The organism is Maribacter sp. (assembly GCF_039974175.1).
GTDB lineage: Bacteria > Bacteroidota > Bacteroidia > Flavobacteriales > Flavobacteriaceae > Maribacter_C.
Genome location: NZ_JBDWJN010000010.1, coordinates 82423 through 98603 on the forward strand (window position 1 = coordinate 82423; position 16181 = coordinate 98603).

Annotated in this window: 14 protein-coding genes; 3 read left to right on the forward strand and 11 right to left on the reverse strand. The window is 40.3% G+C overall.

What is annotated here, in order from left to right; genetic code table 11:
• Positions 1-51 precede the first annotated feature (51 nt).
• From ABJN95_RS09525 to ABJN95_RS09540, 4 genes are all read right to left on the reverse strand, one after another.
• Positions 52-2094: a S9 family peptidase gene (locus ABJN95_RS09525; RefSeq protein ID WP_348370160.1), complete on the reverse strand. Its 2043-nt coding sequence runs from the start codon at positions 2092-2094 to the stop codon at positions 52-54.
• A 17-nt stretch (positions 2095-2111) separates the two neighbouring features.
• Positions 2112-3401, reverse strand: coding sequence for an amidohydrolase family protein (locus ABJN95_RS09530; protein ID WP_348370161.1), 1290 nt, complete (start codon positions 3399-3401; stop codon positions 2112-2114).
• A 41-nt stretch (positions 3402-3442) separates the two neighbouring features.
• On the reverse strand, positions 3443-6397 hold the full coding sequence (locus ABJN95_RS09535) for an amidohydrolase family protein (RefSeq protein WP_348370162.1): 2955 nt from the start codon (positions 6395-6397) through the stop codon (positions 3443-3445).
• A 179-nt stretch (positions 6398-6576) separates the two neighbouring features.
• Positions 6577-7644, reverse strand: a complete 1068-nt coding sequence (locus ABJN95_RS09540; RefSeq protein ID WP_348370163.1) for a DUF3810 domain-containing protein — start codon at positions 7642-7644, stop codon at positions 6577-6579.
• 121 nt (positions 7645-7765) lie between these two features.
• On the opposite strand from ABJN95_RS09540, the gene ABJN95_RS09545 reads away from it, so the two are divergent.
• Positions 7766-9226: an aminoacyl-histidine dipeptidase gene (locus ABJN95_RS09545; RefSeq protein ID WP_348370164.1), complete on the forward strand. Its 1461-nt coding sequence runs from the start codon at positions 7766-7768 to the stop codon at positions 9224-9226.
• 146 nt (positions 9227-9372) lie between these two features.
• On the opposite strand, the gene ABJN95_RS09550 is transcribed toward ABJN95_RS09545, so the two are convergent.
• The 5 genes from ABJN95_RS09550 to ABJN95_RS09570 all read right to left on the reverse strand — a co-directional run bounded on the left by ABJN95_RS09550 (position 9373) and on the right by ABJN95_RS09570 (position 13836).
• A complete protein-coding gene (locus ABJN95_RS09550) occupies positions 9373-9729 on the reverse strand; it encodes a DUF805 domain-containing protein (protein WP_348370165.1) in 357 nt (118 codons plus the stop codon).
• 196 nt (positions 9730-9925) lie between these two features.
• Positions 9926-10909 (reverse strand): glycoside hydrolase family 5 protein, encoded by a 984-nt coding sequence (locus ABJN95_RS09555; RefSeq protein ID WP_348370166.1) that lies wholly within the window; start codon positions 10907-10909, stop codon positions 9926-9928.
• 191 nt (positions 10910-11100) lie between these two features.
• Positions 11101-12240, reverse strand: a complete 1140-nt coding sequence (locus tag ABJN95_RS09560) for a peptidylprolyl isomerase (RefSeq protein ID WP_348370167.1) — start codon at positions 12238-12240, stop codon at positions 11101-11103.
• A gap of 37 nt (positions 12241-12277) precedes the next feature.
• Positions 12278-12823, reverse strand: a complete 546-nt coding sequence (gene gldI, locus ABJN95_RS09565; protein WP_348370168.1) for a gliding motility-associated peptidyl-prolyl isomerase GldI — start codon at positions 12821-12823, stop codon at positions 12278-12280.
• On the reverse strand, positions 12820-13836 hold the full coding sequence (locus ABJN95_RS09570; RefSeq protein ID WP_348370169.1) for a bifunctional oligoribonuclease/PAP phosphatase NrnA: 1017 nt from the start codon (positions 13834-13836) through the stop codon (positions 12820-12822). The genes gldI and ABJN95_RS09570 overlap by 4 nt, the downstream gene beginning before the upstream one ends.
• A 77-nt stretch (positions 13837-13913) precedes the next feature.
• On the opposite strand from ABJN95_RS09570, the gene ABJN95_RS09575 reads away from it, so the two are divergent.
• A complete protein-coding gene (locus ABJN95_RS09575; RefSeq protein WP_348370170.1) occupies positions 13914-14942 on the forward strand; it encodes an alkaline phosphatase D family protein in 1029 nt (342 codons plus the stop codon).
• Between the two features lie 49 nt (positions 14943-14991).
• On the forward strand, positions 14992-15411 hold the full coding sequence (locus ABJN95_RS09580) for a nucleoside-diphosphate kinase (RefSeq protein WP_348370171.1): 420 nt from the start codon (positions 14992-14994) through the stop codon (positions 15409-15411).
• A gap of 54 nt (positions 15412-15465) precedes the next feature.
• On the opposite strand, the gene ABJN95_RS09585 is transcribed toward ABJN95_RS09580, so the two are convergent.
• The gene (locus ABJN95_RS09585; RefSeq protein WP_348370172.1) at positions 15466-15762 is read right to left on the reverse strand and encodes a DUF721 domain-containing protein; all 297 of its coding nucleotides are present in this window, start codon (positions 15760-15762) and stop codon (positions 15466-15468) included.
• The gene (locus ABJN95_RS09590) at positions 15762-16181 is read right to left on the reverse strand and encodes a hypothetical protein (protein ID WP_348370173.1); all 420 of its coding nucleotides are present in this window, start codon (positions 16179-16181) and stop codon (positions 15762-15764) included. The genes ABJN95_RS09585 and ABJN95_RS09590 overlap by 1 nt, the downstream gene beginning before the upstream one ends.

Below are 16181 nucleotides of genomic sequence, written 5' to 3' on the forward strand. Positions count from 1 at the left end.
TTATTATTGCCTACGCTTCGCCCATGTATTTGCATCCTTCTTTAAAGCGTATTATTCTGCTGGTATTTCTATCTCTTCTCCCCAAATGTATTTTCCAAACCATTGCCAGTTGTGCCATGTAGCGGCAAGACGTTCCTTAGGTTTGTTGATACCATGTCCAAAACCTTTATAAATGATAAACTTTGTTTCAACACCCACATCTTGTAAGCCTTGAAAGAGTTCATAGGCATTAGCAATGGGTACCCTGCGGTCATTTTCACCGTGTTGGATGAGAGTAGGAGTCTCCGCCTTGTTTATGTTGGTCATAGGCGAGGTCTTTTCATAGATTTTTTTGTCTGACCAAGGCGTAGCTTTCAAATACTGTCGCGTAAACGGATGTATATCCGTATTTACATAGTAGGTCATCCAGTTGGAAATTCCAGCTCCTACCGAAATCGCTTTGAACTTATTGGAGTTGGTCGTTAAAAAGGCCGATATATATCCACCCTGACTCCATCCCATGGAGCCCACTTTATTGCCATCTATAAGGCCATTTTTCTCCAAATATTGAACCCCAGATAGCACATCCCAGGCATCGCCAACACCCAGGTTTTTTACGTTAAGAGAACGGAATTTTTCACCATAGCCAGCTGAACCCCTATAATTGGGGCGCAATATCAATGCTCCTTTATTTAGCCATTGTACCATGGGGTATACATAAGAAGGTACTGCACCGGGCGTTGATATACCCGTTGGTCCGCCATGAATAATAACCAATAGTGGATATTTTTTAGTAGCATCGTAGTCTTGTGGTTTGTGTAAAACGCCTTCAATAACTGCTCCGTCTTTGCTCTTCCAGCTTATGACCTCGCTTTGTGCCGTTGCCCAAGTTTCAATTTGTTGCGTTGACGTGGTTAGTGATTTTGCATCACCAAGTGGAAAACTGCTCGAATACACCTCGGTTAAATCGGTATCATTACTGCCAGTAAAGGCAATTTTTGTTCCATCATCGGAAAATGAATAATTCCAAATGCGTTCTGGAGTACCTGATAGTATATCAGTACTTCCGTTTTGAGGATCAATATGCACCATTCTTCGGACGGTCTTTTGCCATGACAATCCAAATATGCCATTGCTATTCCATTGTAGAGCGAACAAATTCTCATCAAAACCCTCAGCCAATTGTCGGTTGTTTTTGCCGTCAGCGTCAATTCGGAAGAACTTTCCGTTCTTATAGTAGTTGGAAACTTTATTGTTAAGACTACTGCCATACAAAATAGACATACCATCGGGAGACCAATCTACCAGTCCGTCATAACTAGAATTCTTTACTAAAGGCTTGATCGATTTGGAGCCGATGTCATAAATGGAAATATCTGCATCGAAAAAAGTATTTATGAGCGGATCAGGCTGATGTTCAATAGCTACTTTTTTGCCATCGGGAGACCACTTAAAATAGTTGACGGAAAAAGTGGTACTATCTATAAGCAGTTTGGCCTTTTGCTTTTTATTATAAACAGTATCCTTCAGCTGCTCTGGTAATGGCCTTCTATTAAAGTTTGCTGAATTAAAATCAACCACCCATATTTGATTCATACTGTATTCCGCATCCTCTACGACAAAACCGCCATATTTCTCCTTTCTTTTTTCTTCATCGGTTGATTTATCTTCTGATTGTAGAAAGGCAATTTTTTTACCATCAGGAGACCACTCAAAACTCGAGATGTTTTTATCGGTATTTGTGAGTTGGGAAGATTCGCCACCTGCGGCCCTAATAGCATGAATCTGTGTTTTTTCACCACGCTTTGAGGTGAACGCTATCCATTCCCCGTCGGGCGACCATTTCGGATTTCTACTACTTCCTTCGGTATTATTGGTTAACTGAAATGCCGCATTGCCATCTTTTATCAACCAGAGCTCTCTATCATATCGATTTTCTTTCCAGTCCACCGACTGCACTTCAAAAACGATATTTTTTCCGTCAGGGGAAATCACTGCATTAGACCGAGACTGCAATGAAATCACCTCTTCGAAAGAAGGGTTTGTTCCATTTTGAGCAGTACCTAGAAGAACACTTAAACACGCAAAAACAAGTAAGGATAGCTTTTTAGTCATTTCAATAGTTTTGTTAATTATTTGCCTTTGTATTTACCCATATACCGCTTCCAAAGTTCAGTCTGGTGGGTTTCTAGGGAAATGTTTCTACCATCAATAAAAGCATGGCTCAATTGATTTGTACGCATATCAAGCGCATCTCCTTTTGAGATAAATAGCGTGGCGCTTTTACCAACAGCCAAGGTGCCATGGGTGGCGTCTATTCCTAAGATCTTGGCAGTATTTCCAGTAAGCATTTGAACCGCTTTTTCTTTTGCTAGCCCCTGACCTACGACTTGTCCGGCATAAAATGGCAGGTTTCTAGTTTGAAAGTTACTTGCATTTCCATTCTGAATAGCAACCAACAAGCCAGCATCCATAAGCAGTTTTGGTAATTTATAAGGCAAATCATAGTCGTCGTCTTCAAATTCAGGGGTGTTATGTGTATACTGCACCAAAACGGGAATATCGTTTTCCTTTAAGAATGCGGTCACTTTGTACGCGTGATACCCACCCACCAATACGATAGATTGAACGCCAGATTTTTTTGCTAGGATAATACCATCAATGATTTCCTTTTCTCCATCAGCATGGATGTATAATTTTTGACCCCCGTTGAAAACACCTTGCATCGCTGCGAAAGCGGGGTTCAATTCCTTGGCCGCTCCACCGCCATATGCCAAAGCATTTTGCATAAAAGTTTCAACCTCTGCTACCTGTTTTTGATAATCTTTATTTGGCTTTAAGCCTCGAGCTTCCCCTAACCACCAGCGACCTCTTCTAAAGCTTGAGGGCCAGTTCAAATGAATACCATCATCTACTTTTACGGCCGCATCTTCCCAATTCCATGCATCAAACTGTACGATGGAAGAGGTGCCCGAAATACGACCACCTTTGGGTGTGATTTGCGCCATCAAAACCCCATTTGGTCGCATACTTTCCACCACTTTTGATTCTGCGTTATAGGCGATTAAACTGCGAACATGGGGAATGATATCGCCAATCTCATCGGCATCTCTACTTGCGCGAACCGCATTGACTTCTATGAGTCCTAATTCTTTTACCGGAGCAATAAAGCCGGGGTACACATGTTTGCCGGTGGCATCGATAACTTCACCTTGGGTCGTTTCGCCAGCCCCTAGGCCGGTGATTATTCCATCTTCAAAAACGATGGTACAATTTTCTACGACGGTTCCGTCTCCGATATGAGCGGTCGCCCCTGTAATGGTAATCGCTTCAGTTTGTTTTGCTGCGGGAGTCTGCTGTGCCCAGCTGGTTAATCCTATGGTCAGTAGGAGGGCGGTTAGTATGCTTTTTATTTTTTTCATGATTGTTCTATTTAAAACTTAACATTTAAACTTAGCCTACCTTACAGGCTCTCACAGGTCATTCTTTCTTTCTTACTCATCTTTGGGCCTTGTGTTTTTGCACCACCGGCCTTTTCCTTGAGCATCATGTTGATGAGCTGGGTGCGCTCTTTTCTAATAGCATTACGCATTTGCTGGTCTTTTTCCAAATCGAAATAAGTGGCTCCTTCGATCAAGGTCTTTTCCGCTTTTGCATAGATAGACAGCGGGTGGTCATTCCAGAGTACCAAATCAGCATCCTTACCCACTTTGATACTTCCCACACGATTATCGACATGGAGCAGTTTGGCAGGGTTGATGGTTACCATTTTCCAAGCCTCTAGTTCGGTCATGCCCCCATACTTTACAGTTTTGGCCGCTTCTTGATTTAGTCTTCGGGCCATTTCACCGTCATCACTGTTGATAGCTACCGTTACCCCTTGCTTTTGCATTATGGCTGCATTAAACGGAATCGCATCATTGACTTCATACTTGTAAGCCCACCAATCACTGAAAGTTCCAGCGCCAACACCATGGGCTGCCATCTTATCCGCAACCTTATATCCCTCAAGAATATGGGTAAACGTATTGACCCTAAAGTTGAATTTTTCGGCCACTTTCATCATCATATTAATTTCGCTCTGCACGTAGGAATGGCAGCTTATAAAGCGTTCCCCGTTTAAGATTTCAGCAATAACCTCCATTTCCTCATCATAACGATAGGGTTGGCCACTTTTCTTTTTAGCATCATATTCCTTAGCTCTTTGAAAGTAATTCATAAACACCTGCTCAACCCCCATACGCGTTTGTGGGAATCGCGCAAAGCTCTGCCAGTTACTTTGCTTTACATTCTCACCCAAAGCGAATTTGATAAACTTGGGCGAATTACTGTAGATCATATTTTCAGGAGATTCACCCCATTTCAATTTTAGGATGGCCGACCGCCCCCCTATAGGGTTGGCAGAACCATGTAGCAATTGTGCTGAGGTAACGCCCCCTGCCAATTGACGGTAAATGTCAATATCTTCATTGTCAACCACATCTTCCATCTTTACTTCGGCCGTGGAGTTGTGCCCTGCTTCATTCACAGCCAATGCAGCAATGTGGGTATGTTCATCAATGACACCCGCCGTTAAATGTTTTCCTAAAGCGTTGATAACTGTGGCCCTACCTGGAGCAAGGCTAACACCGATTTTTGCAATTTTACCGTCTTTTACAAGCACATCAGTTTTCTCTAAAATACCCTCGTCTTCGCTGGTCCAAACCGTGGCGTTTTGAAATAAGATAGTCTCTGGCTGCGGTTTGACCTTGAGACCGTAACCGATATTGGGGTAGGTAACAGCCATAACTTCGGGCGCTGTATCTGCTTTCTTTTCCTCCTTTTTCTCAGCGGTAAAAGCAGCAGTTTTCATTGCCGAAAAGGTAGATTCGCTACCGTTGGGAAGGATTAGTTTTCCTTTCAGATTATCTGAAGCTCTACCGGTCAAACTGGTCATCCGATAATTTTTTTCCCCTTTGTCAGTAGCAAAAGAAAAAGACACCCAATCATCTTTATAACTAATTTTTGATTTCAGTTGGTTGGTGTCTTGCTTGATTTCGATCTTAGGTTTGCTGACTTCACCACTTATTGTCATCTTATATGTTATTCCTCCGGCAGACAGATCATATGTACCCCGTATATCCTTTTGACTCTTGTCGATGATCACATGCTTTTGCCCCTGAACCCAATTTTCATAAAGGGTGGTGCCTTTATCAAAAATATCACCGGAGGCGATCAAGAAATTTGCCTGGCGCCCTACTTGTAGCGAACCAATGCTTGCAGATTTCCCCAAGATGGAAGCAGGAACCGTAGTCAAAGCTTCCAATGCTTTTGTTTTTGTGAGTCCGTATTTAATGGCTTTCATCAATTTTGCCTTAAACTTTGCAGGTGATTTTAAATCATATAGTGTAAGTGCAAATGGAATGCCGTTCTCTGCCATAATCTTAGGGTTTGAAGGTGCCTGATTCCACTTGCGCATATCTTTTAAATTTACGTAAGAAGCTGCAATAGGGTCGGAAACATCGTAGGCATCGGGAAAATTCAGCGGAAGAATAAATTTGGCGTTCGTTCCTTTGATTTCGGCAATACGTTCGTATTCATTGCCTCCGCCTAAGATGGTATATTGTATGCCGTTAGCATCTCCAATTTTATCTGCCCTTAAGGCGTTCCCTTTATCTTTGGCTTCAAATATTTGCACAAGTACCTTGTTCTCATTCAAGGCTTCCAAAGAGCGGTCTTTGGTTTCTGAATTGCCGGCGGCATACCACTTGGCATCGGAATACATTTGCCGTAATAATGCCATCGAACCCATAAGTGAAGTTGGGTAGGATTGTTTTTTGATGACACTCCGAGAAAAGGAAAGATATTGTGCCGATTTATCGTCTAGAATACGATTAGAATCATCACCACTGGCGTTTAACGCTACAAGTACACCTGTGCCGCGAACAACACCATCTTGAATGTGAGAATTGACAACGCCGAAACCTATATTACGCAGCTCTTTCGCATTTTTATCGTCGTATTTGAATTTGGCAATGGCCGAATTCTCTGGCATGATATGATCGTTCCAGTAGAATCCTTGTCGTGAAGCATCGTATTGCGCAGTACGGCCTCCCCCAGTAGGGCGTTTTGGTTGCTCTACACCAAATTTAGAATACAGGTCGATAAAGGAAGGGTAAATAGTATGTCCTTTGATATCTATTATCACCGAGTTTTTTGGAATGCTTACCGATTTAGCTACTTGTTTTACTTTTCCATTTTGAATAAGCAAGGTACCGCCCTCGATAACCTGTGAAGGGGTAACATAAATTTTGGCATTGGTAAAGGCTGTGTAATTGTTGTTTTTAGATTTTACACCGTCATTTTCAGGGAAGTATTCCTGGGCAAATAAGATGCCGCCGCACCATAAGAAGGCGAGACATAAAAGTCTGATTTTCATAAATAAGTTTTTGATTAATTAGTCTTACTAAATGTAAGGGAAGTCATTCGATTTACAGGGGTGTTTGGAACTTTTTAACATTCGGCTAAAAATAACAAATACCAAATCAAACTGAAATGACTTACACAAGCACAATCGCAAATACGAAACCAAGTTGGATTCGAGCTTTAATTTGTAATTTACAGCGGATACTTCTCATGATAACCAACTAGCAAGTGCACAACCCGACTATAGCTCTGAACGCCATCGACCTGGTTATTGGCTTTTAAAAAGGTACTAAAAATAGAAGTAAAAATTGGCTCAAACGGATTCTCATAAGCTTCGTGGAAATCTTGTAGCTCTCTATAGTTTTTCTTTACACCTTCGTTAATGCTGGCATAAAGCGCTTCAAAATCTTTTTCATCCGTTCGGTTAACGGCATTTAGGCAATAGGCTAAGGCATATGCAGCGGCGGAATATTGAAAATAAATGTCCTCGTTCTTAAGCGTAACCAAATATCCAATTAGATTGGTTTCGTTCTCTGCAGAATAACCAATTTGATGTCCAATTTCGTGCCCTACGACTACAGGAAAACGAAAAACAGGTGTCTTTTTGTTCACCTGCGCTTCGTTGGTAAACGGGTTCAAATAGCCACCAATGCCCATATAACTTGACATAATGCTGAACATTGATTTTTTAACGCTGGGGCGAGGGTATTCTAAAAAGGGCATTTGAACGCCTAACCCATCATAACCGCCAATAGTTTTGTCAAAAATTTCATTTCTAGTATACGGTAGGTTTACTATCGCTATACTATCACCTGTGATCTGCATTTGCAATGCATTGGTCTTCGCGACAAGAGCTTCAGAAAGCTTCTTAATGTCTTGGTAGTTCGCTTTCTCTTGCACTGCAAGGGTTATTGCTAGTGGTTGTCTGTAATAGTTGAGTCCCCACATGATGTGAAAGGTGAAATAGAAAACAGACAGCACCATGATGTTATCCCGCAAAAATACAAGGGGTTGCGTTTTTATTTTTGTTCGATTTCGAATGATATAGCGAAATATCAAAACAATCAATATCGTATAAATAATTTCACCAATAGAAAAGGGAATCCATCCGAATAAACTTCTAAAAAATTGACTTATCCATGGGTAGATACCATTACTATAAAAGCGCTCGACCCAATCAGGGTGGCCAGCCAGCCATTTGACTAGAATGATTTGCGGAATAAGGCTAAGGGCTATGCCGTTTCTTAGTTTGTTTTTCATAGGCAATATGGTCTACCGATCGCTATTGGAAGAGTGAAGACCAACTGTTCGTCCAAAAATAACCATTTATGATTGACAGCAATTTTTGAGTCCGTATTTTTGGGAAAAATTAAACATTTGTATGCGCAACGAACTAAGGACTCTAGAACCGACGATTGTTTGGAACAAATTTGCCGATTTAAACGAGGTGCCACGACCTTCTAAGAAGGAGGAACGTGTGATTCAGTTTATGATCGATTTTGGAAAAGCTTTGCAGCTTGAAACATTCAAGGATGAAGTTGGTAATGTAATTATCAGAAAACCGGCAACTTCGGGCATGGAGAATCGCAAATCGATAACCTTGCAATCGCATTTAGATATGGTACATCAAAAGAACAACGATACCGTTTTTGATTTTGATACCCAAGGAATTGAAATGTTTATAGATGGAGATTGGGTTAGGGCCAAGGGCACGACACTAGGGGCCGATAATGGAATGGGCGTGGCTGCTATAATGGCCTTGTTAGAAAGTACCGATATTCCACATCCTCCCCTGGAAGCTTTGTTTACCATAGATGAGGAAACGGGAATGACAGGAGCCATGGGACTTAAAGGTGGAGTGCTACAAGGAGAAATACTATTGAATCTAGATACCGAGGAAGATGATGAAATCGACATCGGCTGCGCTGGGGGAATCGATGTAACGGCTAAAAGAGACTATAAAGAAAAAGCAACTCCTGCTGGTCATGTAGCCTATGCTATTCACGTGAACGGTTTAAACGGCGGTCACAGTGGAATGGATATTCATAAAGGTTTGGGGAATGCCAATAAGATAATGAACCGGCTTTTACATAACCATTATGTTAAGCATCAAATTCGAATTGCTAGCATTGAAGGGGGCGGTTTACGTAATGCTATTCCAAGGGAAAGCAGCGCTATTTTCAGTATTGATCAATTTCAAAAACAAAAATTTGAAGAAAATTTTAAAGCTCTTGCCGCTGTCATTAAGAATGAACTAAGCATAACCGAGCCTAAGCTGCAAATAACCTTGACTTCAGAAGACCTTCCTAAAAAGGTAATGGATGTTTCTGCTCAGGAAGAATTGCTCAAAGGAATTTATGCTGCCCATAACGGCGTTTATGCCATGAGCGTCGCTTTTGCTGATTTGGTGGAGACTTCCAATAATATAGCTCGGGTTTTGGTTAACGATGGAAAGATTACCATAGGATGCTTAACGCGTTCTTCTGTTGATTCAGCCAAAATGGATTTGGCCGAAGCACTGAAAGCAACTTTTGAATTGGCAGGATGCCAAGTGACTTTCAAGGGAAACTACCCGGGATGGAATCCAAATCCTAATTCTGATATCTTGAAAGTTTTAAAGAATACCTATGAAAATCTGTTTCATGAGACACCACGGGTTGTAGCATGTCATGCCGGACTCGAATGTGGTATTCTAGGGCAAAACTATCCTGATATGGATATGATCAGTTTCGGACCCACAATTCAAGGAGCACATTCACCAGACGAACGGGTACAAATTTCTTCCGTGCAGAAGTTTTGGAGGTATTTGCTTGCAATTTTAGCGGCTGGGCCGAAGCGGTAAAAGAAGTAAGCTACTTTAAGAAGTCAAATTAAAGCGTGATGACTAGCGTAGAGAAATTACCGGTGGTTAGATAATCAACGATTTACGGGTTGCACTAGGGTTTGCCTTAGCGTTTCAATGCAATACTTCATTGAATACATCTCAAATCAAACCTTTTTCAGCACAACATCTTCCCTCTTTTTAGGGCTTTCACCATACTTATTCTCGGCATATTCGCCATTTAAGCAAAACAAATACATATTGTAAAATGGAACTAAAAAGTACCACCCACTTTTATCATTGTCATGCACTCTTCTAACAGCCAACGAACAAAAAGGCAATAATGTCGCAAATACATAAATGGTTACGGCGAATAGTAATGCAGGTACATGCAACAGAAGTGAAAGCGAAACGGCCCCATAAATAAAGATGCTATGATACAAAAAGAACATCCAAAATTCTTTCCTTCTTGCTCTTCCGTCAAAGTCTGCGTATTTCTTAAATGCTTTTACGTACCAGTTCATAAAAAGGCTCTTGGGTTTGAACTGAGAAAACGGTGCTTTGTATGGGCTAGTATAATTTTTAGATGAACGGTGAAAAAAATGGCAACTATTCGTTAAAAGGTAGATTTAGCAATGATTAACCTGGTATTTATCTTGCTTTTTTATGTCTCGCATTTCCATAAGGTTGGAAAAGTATCTACTGCTTACAGCGCTGGTATTAGTCGCTATATTTAGGGTTATTGGCTTTGATCTCTGCACGTACCATGGTTCCCGATTGGGTAAGTTGATCCAGTGTCCAACCTCCTGTAGCACTGGCACCTGGTTTTAATGCAGCTGAAAGTTCTTCTTTGTCAGCGATTGACCAGTTGCACCAACCGATGCTATTTGCATCGAGAAAATCCCACCAAGTATTTGCCTCTTCATCATCAATCGAGCCGTCTCCTGAGGCTTCTGAAACCCCATATTCCGTGACGAAAAGAGGAACACCCGCATCTACTGCTTGTTGTGCAATATCTCTCAATGCTTGTTTGTGAGTTGCCGCGTAGTAGTGCAGGGTATATGCTACGTTGGGGTCATCAATTTTGTTACCTATTACTTCATCTACGCGTTGTGACCAAGTGCGGGTACCACAGATAACAATATTATCTGGGTCATTGGCACGAATGCTTGCCAACACATCTTCATGATATGCTTTTAAGGTTCCTGTCCATGAAACATCTAAGGGCTCGTTGTAGGGTTCGTAAATGATATTGGGAGTATCTCCATATTTCTTTGACACTTCATCAAAAAAGGCTTTTGCCTCTGCCAAATAGTCTTCAGCGTGATGTGAATGCCAATCTACAATAACATATACACCTTCAGCGATGGCGGCGTCAATTACCGTAAATACTTTTTGCTTTTCTCGCTCAGGATTCGCAATATAAGCATCACCACCTTCATCTACTCCCATCGCTGCACGCACTACATTACATTGCCAATCTTCTTTCAACCATTTAACTGCCTCGGCGGTATAATATTTTCCAATCCACTGACTCCAGAAAAGCGACATGCCACGCAATTGAATCGGTTCTCCGTCTTTGTCGACGATTTTGGTACCTTCTATGCGCAGTTGTCCATGGTCTGCTACAAAAGAACCAGTTAAGGTTGGTGGTTCATTTGAAGTATTTTCTTCCTCCTTTTTTGGGGTTTGTTCCTCTGCCATTTCATCCTGGGTTAAGGATTCTTCCGACGAGGAACTACATGATGTAGTAGAAAATAAAAAACAGATAAGGACGAGCTTGAGGCACTTTCTTTTCATCGAGGGAAGGGTTTTATTTTATAACGGACATAAAATACAAATTGTTTTAAGGCTAAAAGGAAATAAAAAATCCCGCGTTGGCGGGATTTGTAATTTTACTTTGTCAGCCCTGTGATTTCTATGTCAAAAACCAAATCTGCATTCGGTGGTATGGGTCCTCCACCTTGTTCGCCTAGGCCTAGGTGAGCTGGCAGGAATGCACGTATTTTATCTCCAATTTTCATTGTTAGCAAAGCTTCCCTAAAACCTGGAAACAAAGGTGAATCCTTGCTGTAATCCATTGGAGTTGGGAAATACCCACCACCTTGTTTTCTTCTTTGGTCAAACATATTGTAAAGCGTTGCTATCTCTTCATAGTTACTATCGAATAAGGAACCATCTTCCAAATAGCCTGCATACATCACTAAAACTTTTGAACCCAATCCTGGTTTTTTATCCTTAGCATCAACCAAACTCAATAACTTAAGTCCAGATGGAAGTGCTTTCGCCTTAGTTTTTTGACTTGCAAGTTCGACCACAAAAGCCTCTTTCACTTTTTTAACTGCTTCAATTTTAGCCTGTTTTTCTGCTTCTATGGCAGCTAATCGCTCTCCCTCTTTATCAAAATAATCGGTCATTACTGCCACGGCATCGAATTTCTTGGCTTCTTTTCCATTGCGAATAATTACAATAGTGTTCATTTTTACTTCGGTAATAGGCTTATTGCCTGCCGCTACAGGAACATTGGCAATAGAGTCTAATACTGGCATACCCACTACGACTTCTCCAAAAACAGAATGTTTATTATTTAACCAGGGGGTCTCTTTGTGCGTGATAAAAAACTGACTTCCGTTGGAGGTGGGTCCTGAATTTGCCATGGAAAGAATTCCCTTTTTATCATGTACTAAAGAATCATTAAATTCATCAATAAACCTGTAACCAGGGTTACCCATTCCTGAGCCCATAGGGTCACCGCCTTGAATCATGAAGTCTTTCATTACTCTGTGAAAAGTTAGACCGTCGTAGAACTTTTTACCTTTATAAGGTTCACTTACAAATGTATTTGTTCCCTCGGCCAGGGATATGAAATTCGCAACGGTAACCGGTGTTTTTTCATATTCCAATTTTACAACAATATCACCTTTGGTGGTTTGAATGTCAGCAAAAACCCCATCACCTAAATCTGGATATTTACTTGATTTACAGCTTGAAAGGGCCATAGAAACTCCTAGTAATACTATTAATATTTTTTTCATGAATGGTATTTTAAATGATTTGATGTTATTTGATTATTTATAAACTATCTCCCTGTTTTTCAATTTTCAATACAGCAATGGTTGATTTCAAGGGTATGTTGATTCCAATTTTATCTCCATCTCCAGGATACCCATATCCTAATGAAGATGGAAACAAAAAGGTTGCTGTCTCGTTTTCCCTTAACAGTTTTATGCTATTTCGTAAGCCAGGAAAAAGTTCTTGTTTATCTACTTTATATTTTAAGATGCCAATATCTTGCATTTGATACAAAGTGTCATTGTTGAAGTTGAGAATATTATAGGTAAAGGTAACCAGATCATCAGGCTGAGGCCTGTAGGTTGCAGCTTCATTTTTCTTATTGTAATAATACCAAGACCCTGAAGTACTATTTATATAGGTATGCAGTGAGTCTTTGGCTATCAGCTCTTGAATCAGTTTTTCTTCTAAGGCTAATAATTTCTTACTGCGTTCTATGGAAGCTTGAATAGAGCTCCCTGTTTTTCTTTTTACAGGCTGTCTTGGTGTAGGACCCTCACAGCTGATAAGACCTGCGAATAGCAAGCTATAAATCAAATACTTCATGCGTTCAATTTATCTTTATAGTTCTCTAAAAGCGAAATGAAATATTTTGCAGTTTCTTCGATAGAAACATCACTTCGTCCTCCGGCGGCATTATCATGCCCTCCACCATTGAAGTGTTTTCTAGCAAATTCGTTAACGGAAAAGTCTCCTTCTGACCTAAACGAGATTTTAATAATACCCTCCTCTTTGTTTTCAATAAAAATAACGGCAAGCCGTATACCTTCTAAAGTGAGTCCGTAATTTACAAAACCTTCGGTATCTCCTTTTTTGTATTCATAGGTATCCAACTCTTCTTGACTCAGGGTGATGTAAGCAGTTCGATACGCTTCGAGAATCACCATATTCTTCAGTGCTGTACCCAATAAATGAAGCCTGCTAGGAGAATTGGTGTTGTATGTCTTAGTATGAATTTTTGTATTGTTTGCTCCTTTGTCAATCAAATCGGCTACGATACGATGTGTTCGACTGGTAGTTGATGAGAACTTAAAGGAACCGGTATCTGTCATTATTCCTGTATAAATACAATCTGCAATTTCTGGAGTGATAGAGTCAATATCTCCAAGAAATTCTATAAAATTATATACCATTTCACAGGTAGAACTCATCGATACATCAGAATAGGTGATGTCTGCATAATCATCAGGTGCTTGATGATGGTCAATCATTATGAATTTAGCTTGAGAAGCCTCAAGTAAAGGTGCGAGTTGCCCCGTTCTAGCAAAGTGATTAAAGTCTAAAGTAAAAATTAGAGAGGCTTCTTGGAGGGCAGCTAGAGCCTGAGAATTTTTTGATTCGAAATTTAGAATTGTTTCGTTTTCAGGCATCCATTTCAAGAATTTCGGATAGTCATTTGGAGATACAACAGTAGCCTTCTGTTGCCTGTTCTTCAAATAGTGCCAGAGCGCCAAAGTAGATCCTATCGCATCACCATCAGGATTCTTATGGGGAATAATAACAATTTTCTGCGGTAATGAAAGCAGCTTTTCTACTGCTTTGATATCTGCTAAATTCATGGGCGCAAAGATACAATAATATAACAGAGACCTAAACGCAAAATGGCTATTTTTGCGGTATCAAACCAAGCCAAGTAATGATGCAAAAATTAATACAAGTTTTAGGCTTTTTGTTCCTCCTCGGATGTAAGACTGGCCAGGTGACTGCTACCCAGGTTGTCACAAAATCTGATTTCACTATCACATTTGGTTCTTGTAACAAACACGATTTGCCCAATTTGCTCTGGGATGATATTGCTGCCACCAATCCTGATGTTTGGATTTGGGGTGGAGATATCATATATGCCGATACCGATGATATGGTGAAGCTTCGCAAGACCTATAAAGCTCAAAATGAGGTATTGGGCTATAAAAATCTAAAAGGAAAAGTTCCGGTTATCGGATCTTGGGACGACCATGATTACGGTTTGAATGACGGAGGAGTTGAGTTTTCGGCTAAGCGGGAAAGCCAACAAGAGTTCTTAGATTTTTTAGATGTTCCGAAAGACAGTCCAAGAAGAGCACAAGAAGGCGTTTATACCACCCATGATTACGATACTCCTGGAGGGAGCATAAAAGTTATTGTTTTAGATACCCGCTATTTTAGAACCGCTCTGACCCCAGATACGGAAACCAAAAAGCGCAATACTCCCAATAAATATGGTGAAGGCACCATTTTAGGAGCAACCCAATGGCAATGGCTAAATGAGACACTTTCAACTTCAGACGCCGCTTTTAATGTGATTGTGAGTAGCATTCAGTTTCTATCAAATGAACACGGTTTTGAATGTTGGGGAAATTTTCCTCATGAAGTAGATAAACTAAAAAATATGATCGCGACTTCAAAAGCCAAAGGAGTGCTCATCTTGTCGGGAGATCGACATATATCGGAATTTTCAAAAACCAAAGTAGATGGATTAGACTATAATTTAATAGATTTTACCAGTAGCGGTTTGACCCATGCTTATTCAAAGTTTAAGGAAGAGTCGAATCCGTTTCGGGTTGGAGAGGTAGTATCTACTGAAAGTTTTGGAGTATTGGAAATCGATTTAAGTAATAAGGAAGTTGTATTCAAAATGTTAGGTGACGGCGGAGTAGTTCTAGGAGAAATGAGAGAGTCATATTAAAAGTTGTCGATTCTTAAATAAACTGTATTTTTGCACAAAATTTTGAAACATGACGACAAATAGAACTTTTACAATGATCAAGCCTGATGCTGTTGAGAACGGACACATTGGTGGAATTTTAGATAAAATCACCTCTGCTGGCTTTACCATTGTTGCTATGAAGTATACACAATTGAGCAGAAGAGATGCAAAAGAATTTTATGCTGTTCACAAAGAACGTCCGTTTTTTGGTGAATTGGTTGAATTTATGACAAGAGGGCCGATTGTATCTGCCATTTTGGAAAAAGATAATGCTGTAGAGGATTTTCGTGCTTTAATTGGCGCCACCAACCCTGCTGAAGCTGCTGAAGGTACTATTCGGAAATTATACGCTACCAGTATAGGCGAAAATGCGGTGCATGGTTCAGATAGCGACGAAAATGCGGCTATTGAAGGAGCATTTCACTTCTCAGGTAGAGAGATTTACTAGATTCATAATTTTATATTGAAGAAACCCAATAAGTGCTGCTTGTTGGGTTTTTTATTAGCGCAATACCAATTTCTTGACCAAATCCTTACCCAACTCCTCGTTGAGCATTGTGATGATTTTTGATTTACCCAAGCTTAGCTCTTCCCGCAACACAGAAGATGATAGCGAAACAAAAAGCGTATCATTATGTAGTTCAACAGCGGTGGTATAATTGTTCACCCCATTGCCCATAAGGTTTATCCAAGCTTCCTGTACGTTAACCTTATCCATACCTTTTTGAAGCTTATTGGCTTTAATAAACTCATTTAAAGCCTCCCCCATATTCAGATTGTTATTTTTTCGTTTGGCCATTATTCTTTTAGACTCATAGTTTGATAACGTCTGTAGGTGTAGGTAAGCGCATCTTGGTTGATCACCGAGAACCTATCTTTTGAAATCGATTTTATTTCCTCCTTCCATTCGCTCATTTCATTTTTATATTGGAATTCGAAACGACCGTTAGCATTTTGTATTATGAAAGGTTCGGCATCATTTGAAGTGCTAAAACTTCCATCAAATTTGGGTTGCATCTTTTTACGAAATCCTTTGAACCCATCTAGTTTAATATAGTCTACTGTTTGATTCACTCCGTAATCTTTTGTATCGCCATTGGCAAAGGTGACTTTCTCAATTTCCCAATAACCATTGAGGTTTGCAATATCTTCTTTGGATACTTTTGAAGTACATCCGAAGAACATAAAAAGAGAGATTATACACAGCGTTTGTTTCAC

Excerpts from the sequence above, each read along its gene's own strand:
- ABJN95_RS09560 (WP_348370167.1), bottom strand. The coding sequence starts at position 12,240 with ATGAAAAAAATATTAATAGTATTACTAGGAGTTTCTATGGCCCTTTCA.
- ABJN95_RS09535 (WP_348370162.1), bottom strand. The coding sequence starts at position 6,397 with ATGAAAATCAGACTTTTATGTCTCGCCTTCTTATGGTGCGGCGGCATC.
- ABJN95_RS09585 (WP_348370172.1), bottom strand. The coding sequence starts at position 15,762 with ATGGCCAAACGAAAAAATAACAATCTGAATATGGGGGAGGCTTTAAAT.
- ABJN95_RS09525 (WP_348370160.1), bottom strand. The coding sequence starts at position 2,094 with ATGACTAAAAAGCTATCCTTACTTGTTTTTGCGTGTTTAAGTGTTCTT.
- ABJN95_RS09540 (WP_348370163.1), bottom strand. The coding sequence starts at position 7,644 with ATGAAAAACAAACTAAGAAACGGCATAGCCCTTAGCCTTATTCCGCAA.
- ABJN95_RS09550 (WP_348370165.1), bottom strand. The coding sequence starts at position 9,729 with ATGAACTGGTACGTAAAAGCATTTAAGAAATACGCAGACTTTGACGGA.
- ABJN95_RS09545 (WP_348370164.1), top strand. The coding sequence starts at position 7,766 with ATGCGCAACGAACTAAGGACTCTAGAACCGACGATTGTTTGGAACAAA.
- ABJN95_RS09570 (WP_348370169.1), bottom strand. The coding sequence starts at position 13,836 with ATGAATTTAGCAGATATCAAAGCAGTAGAAAAGCTGCTTTCATTACCG.
- ABJN95_RS09530 (WP_348370161.1), bottom strand. The coding sequence starts at position 3,401 with ATGAAAAAAATAAAAAGCATACTAACCGCCCTCCTACTGACCATAGGA.
- ABJN95_RS09555 (WP_348370166.1), bottom strand. The coding sequence starts at position 10,909 with ATGGCAGAGGAACAAACCCCAAAAAAGGAGGAAGAAAATACTTCAAAT.
- ABJN95_RS09580 (WP_348370171.1), top strand. The coding sequence starts at position 14,992 with ATGACGACAAATAGAACTTTTACAATGATCAAGCCTGATGCTGTTGAG.
- gldI (WP_348370168.1), bottom strand. The coding sequence starts at position 12,823 with ATGAAGTATTTGATTTATAGCTTGCTATTCGCAGGTCTTATCAGCTGT.
- ABJN95_RS09575 (WP_348370170.1), top strand. The coding sequence starts at position 13,914 with ATGATGCAAAAATTAATACAAGTTTTAGGCTTTTTGTTCCTCCTCGGA.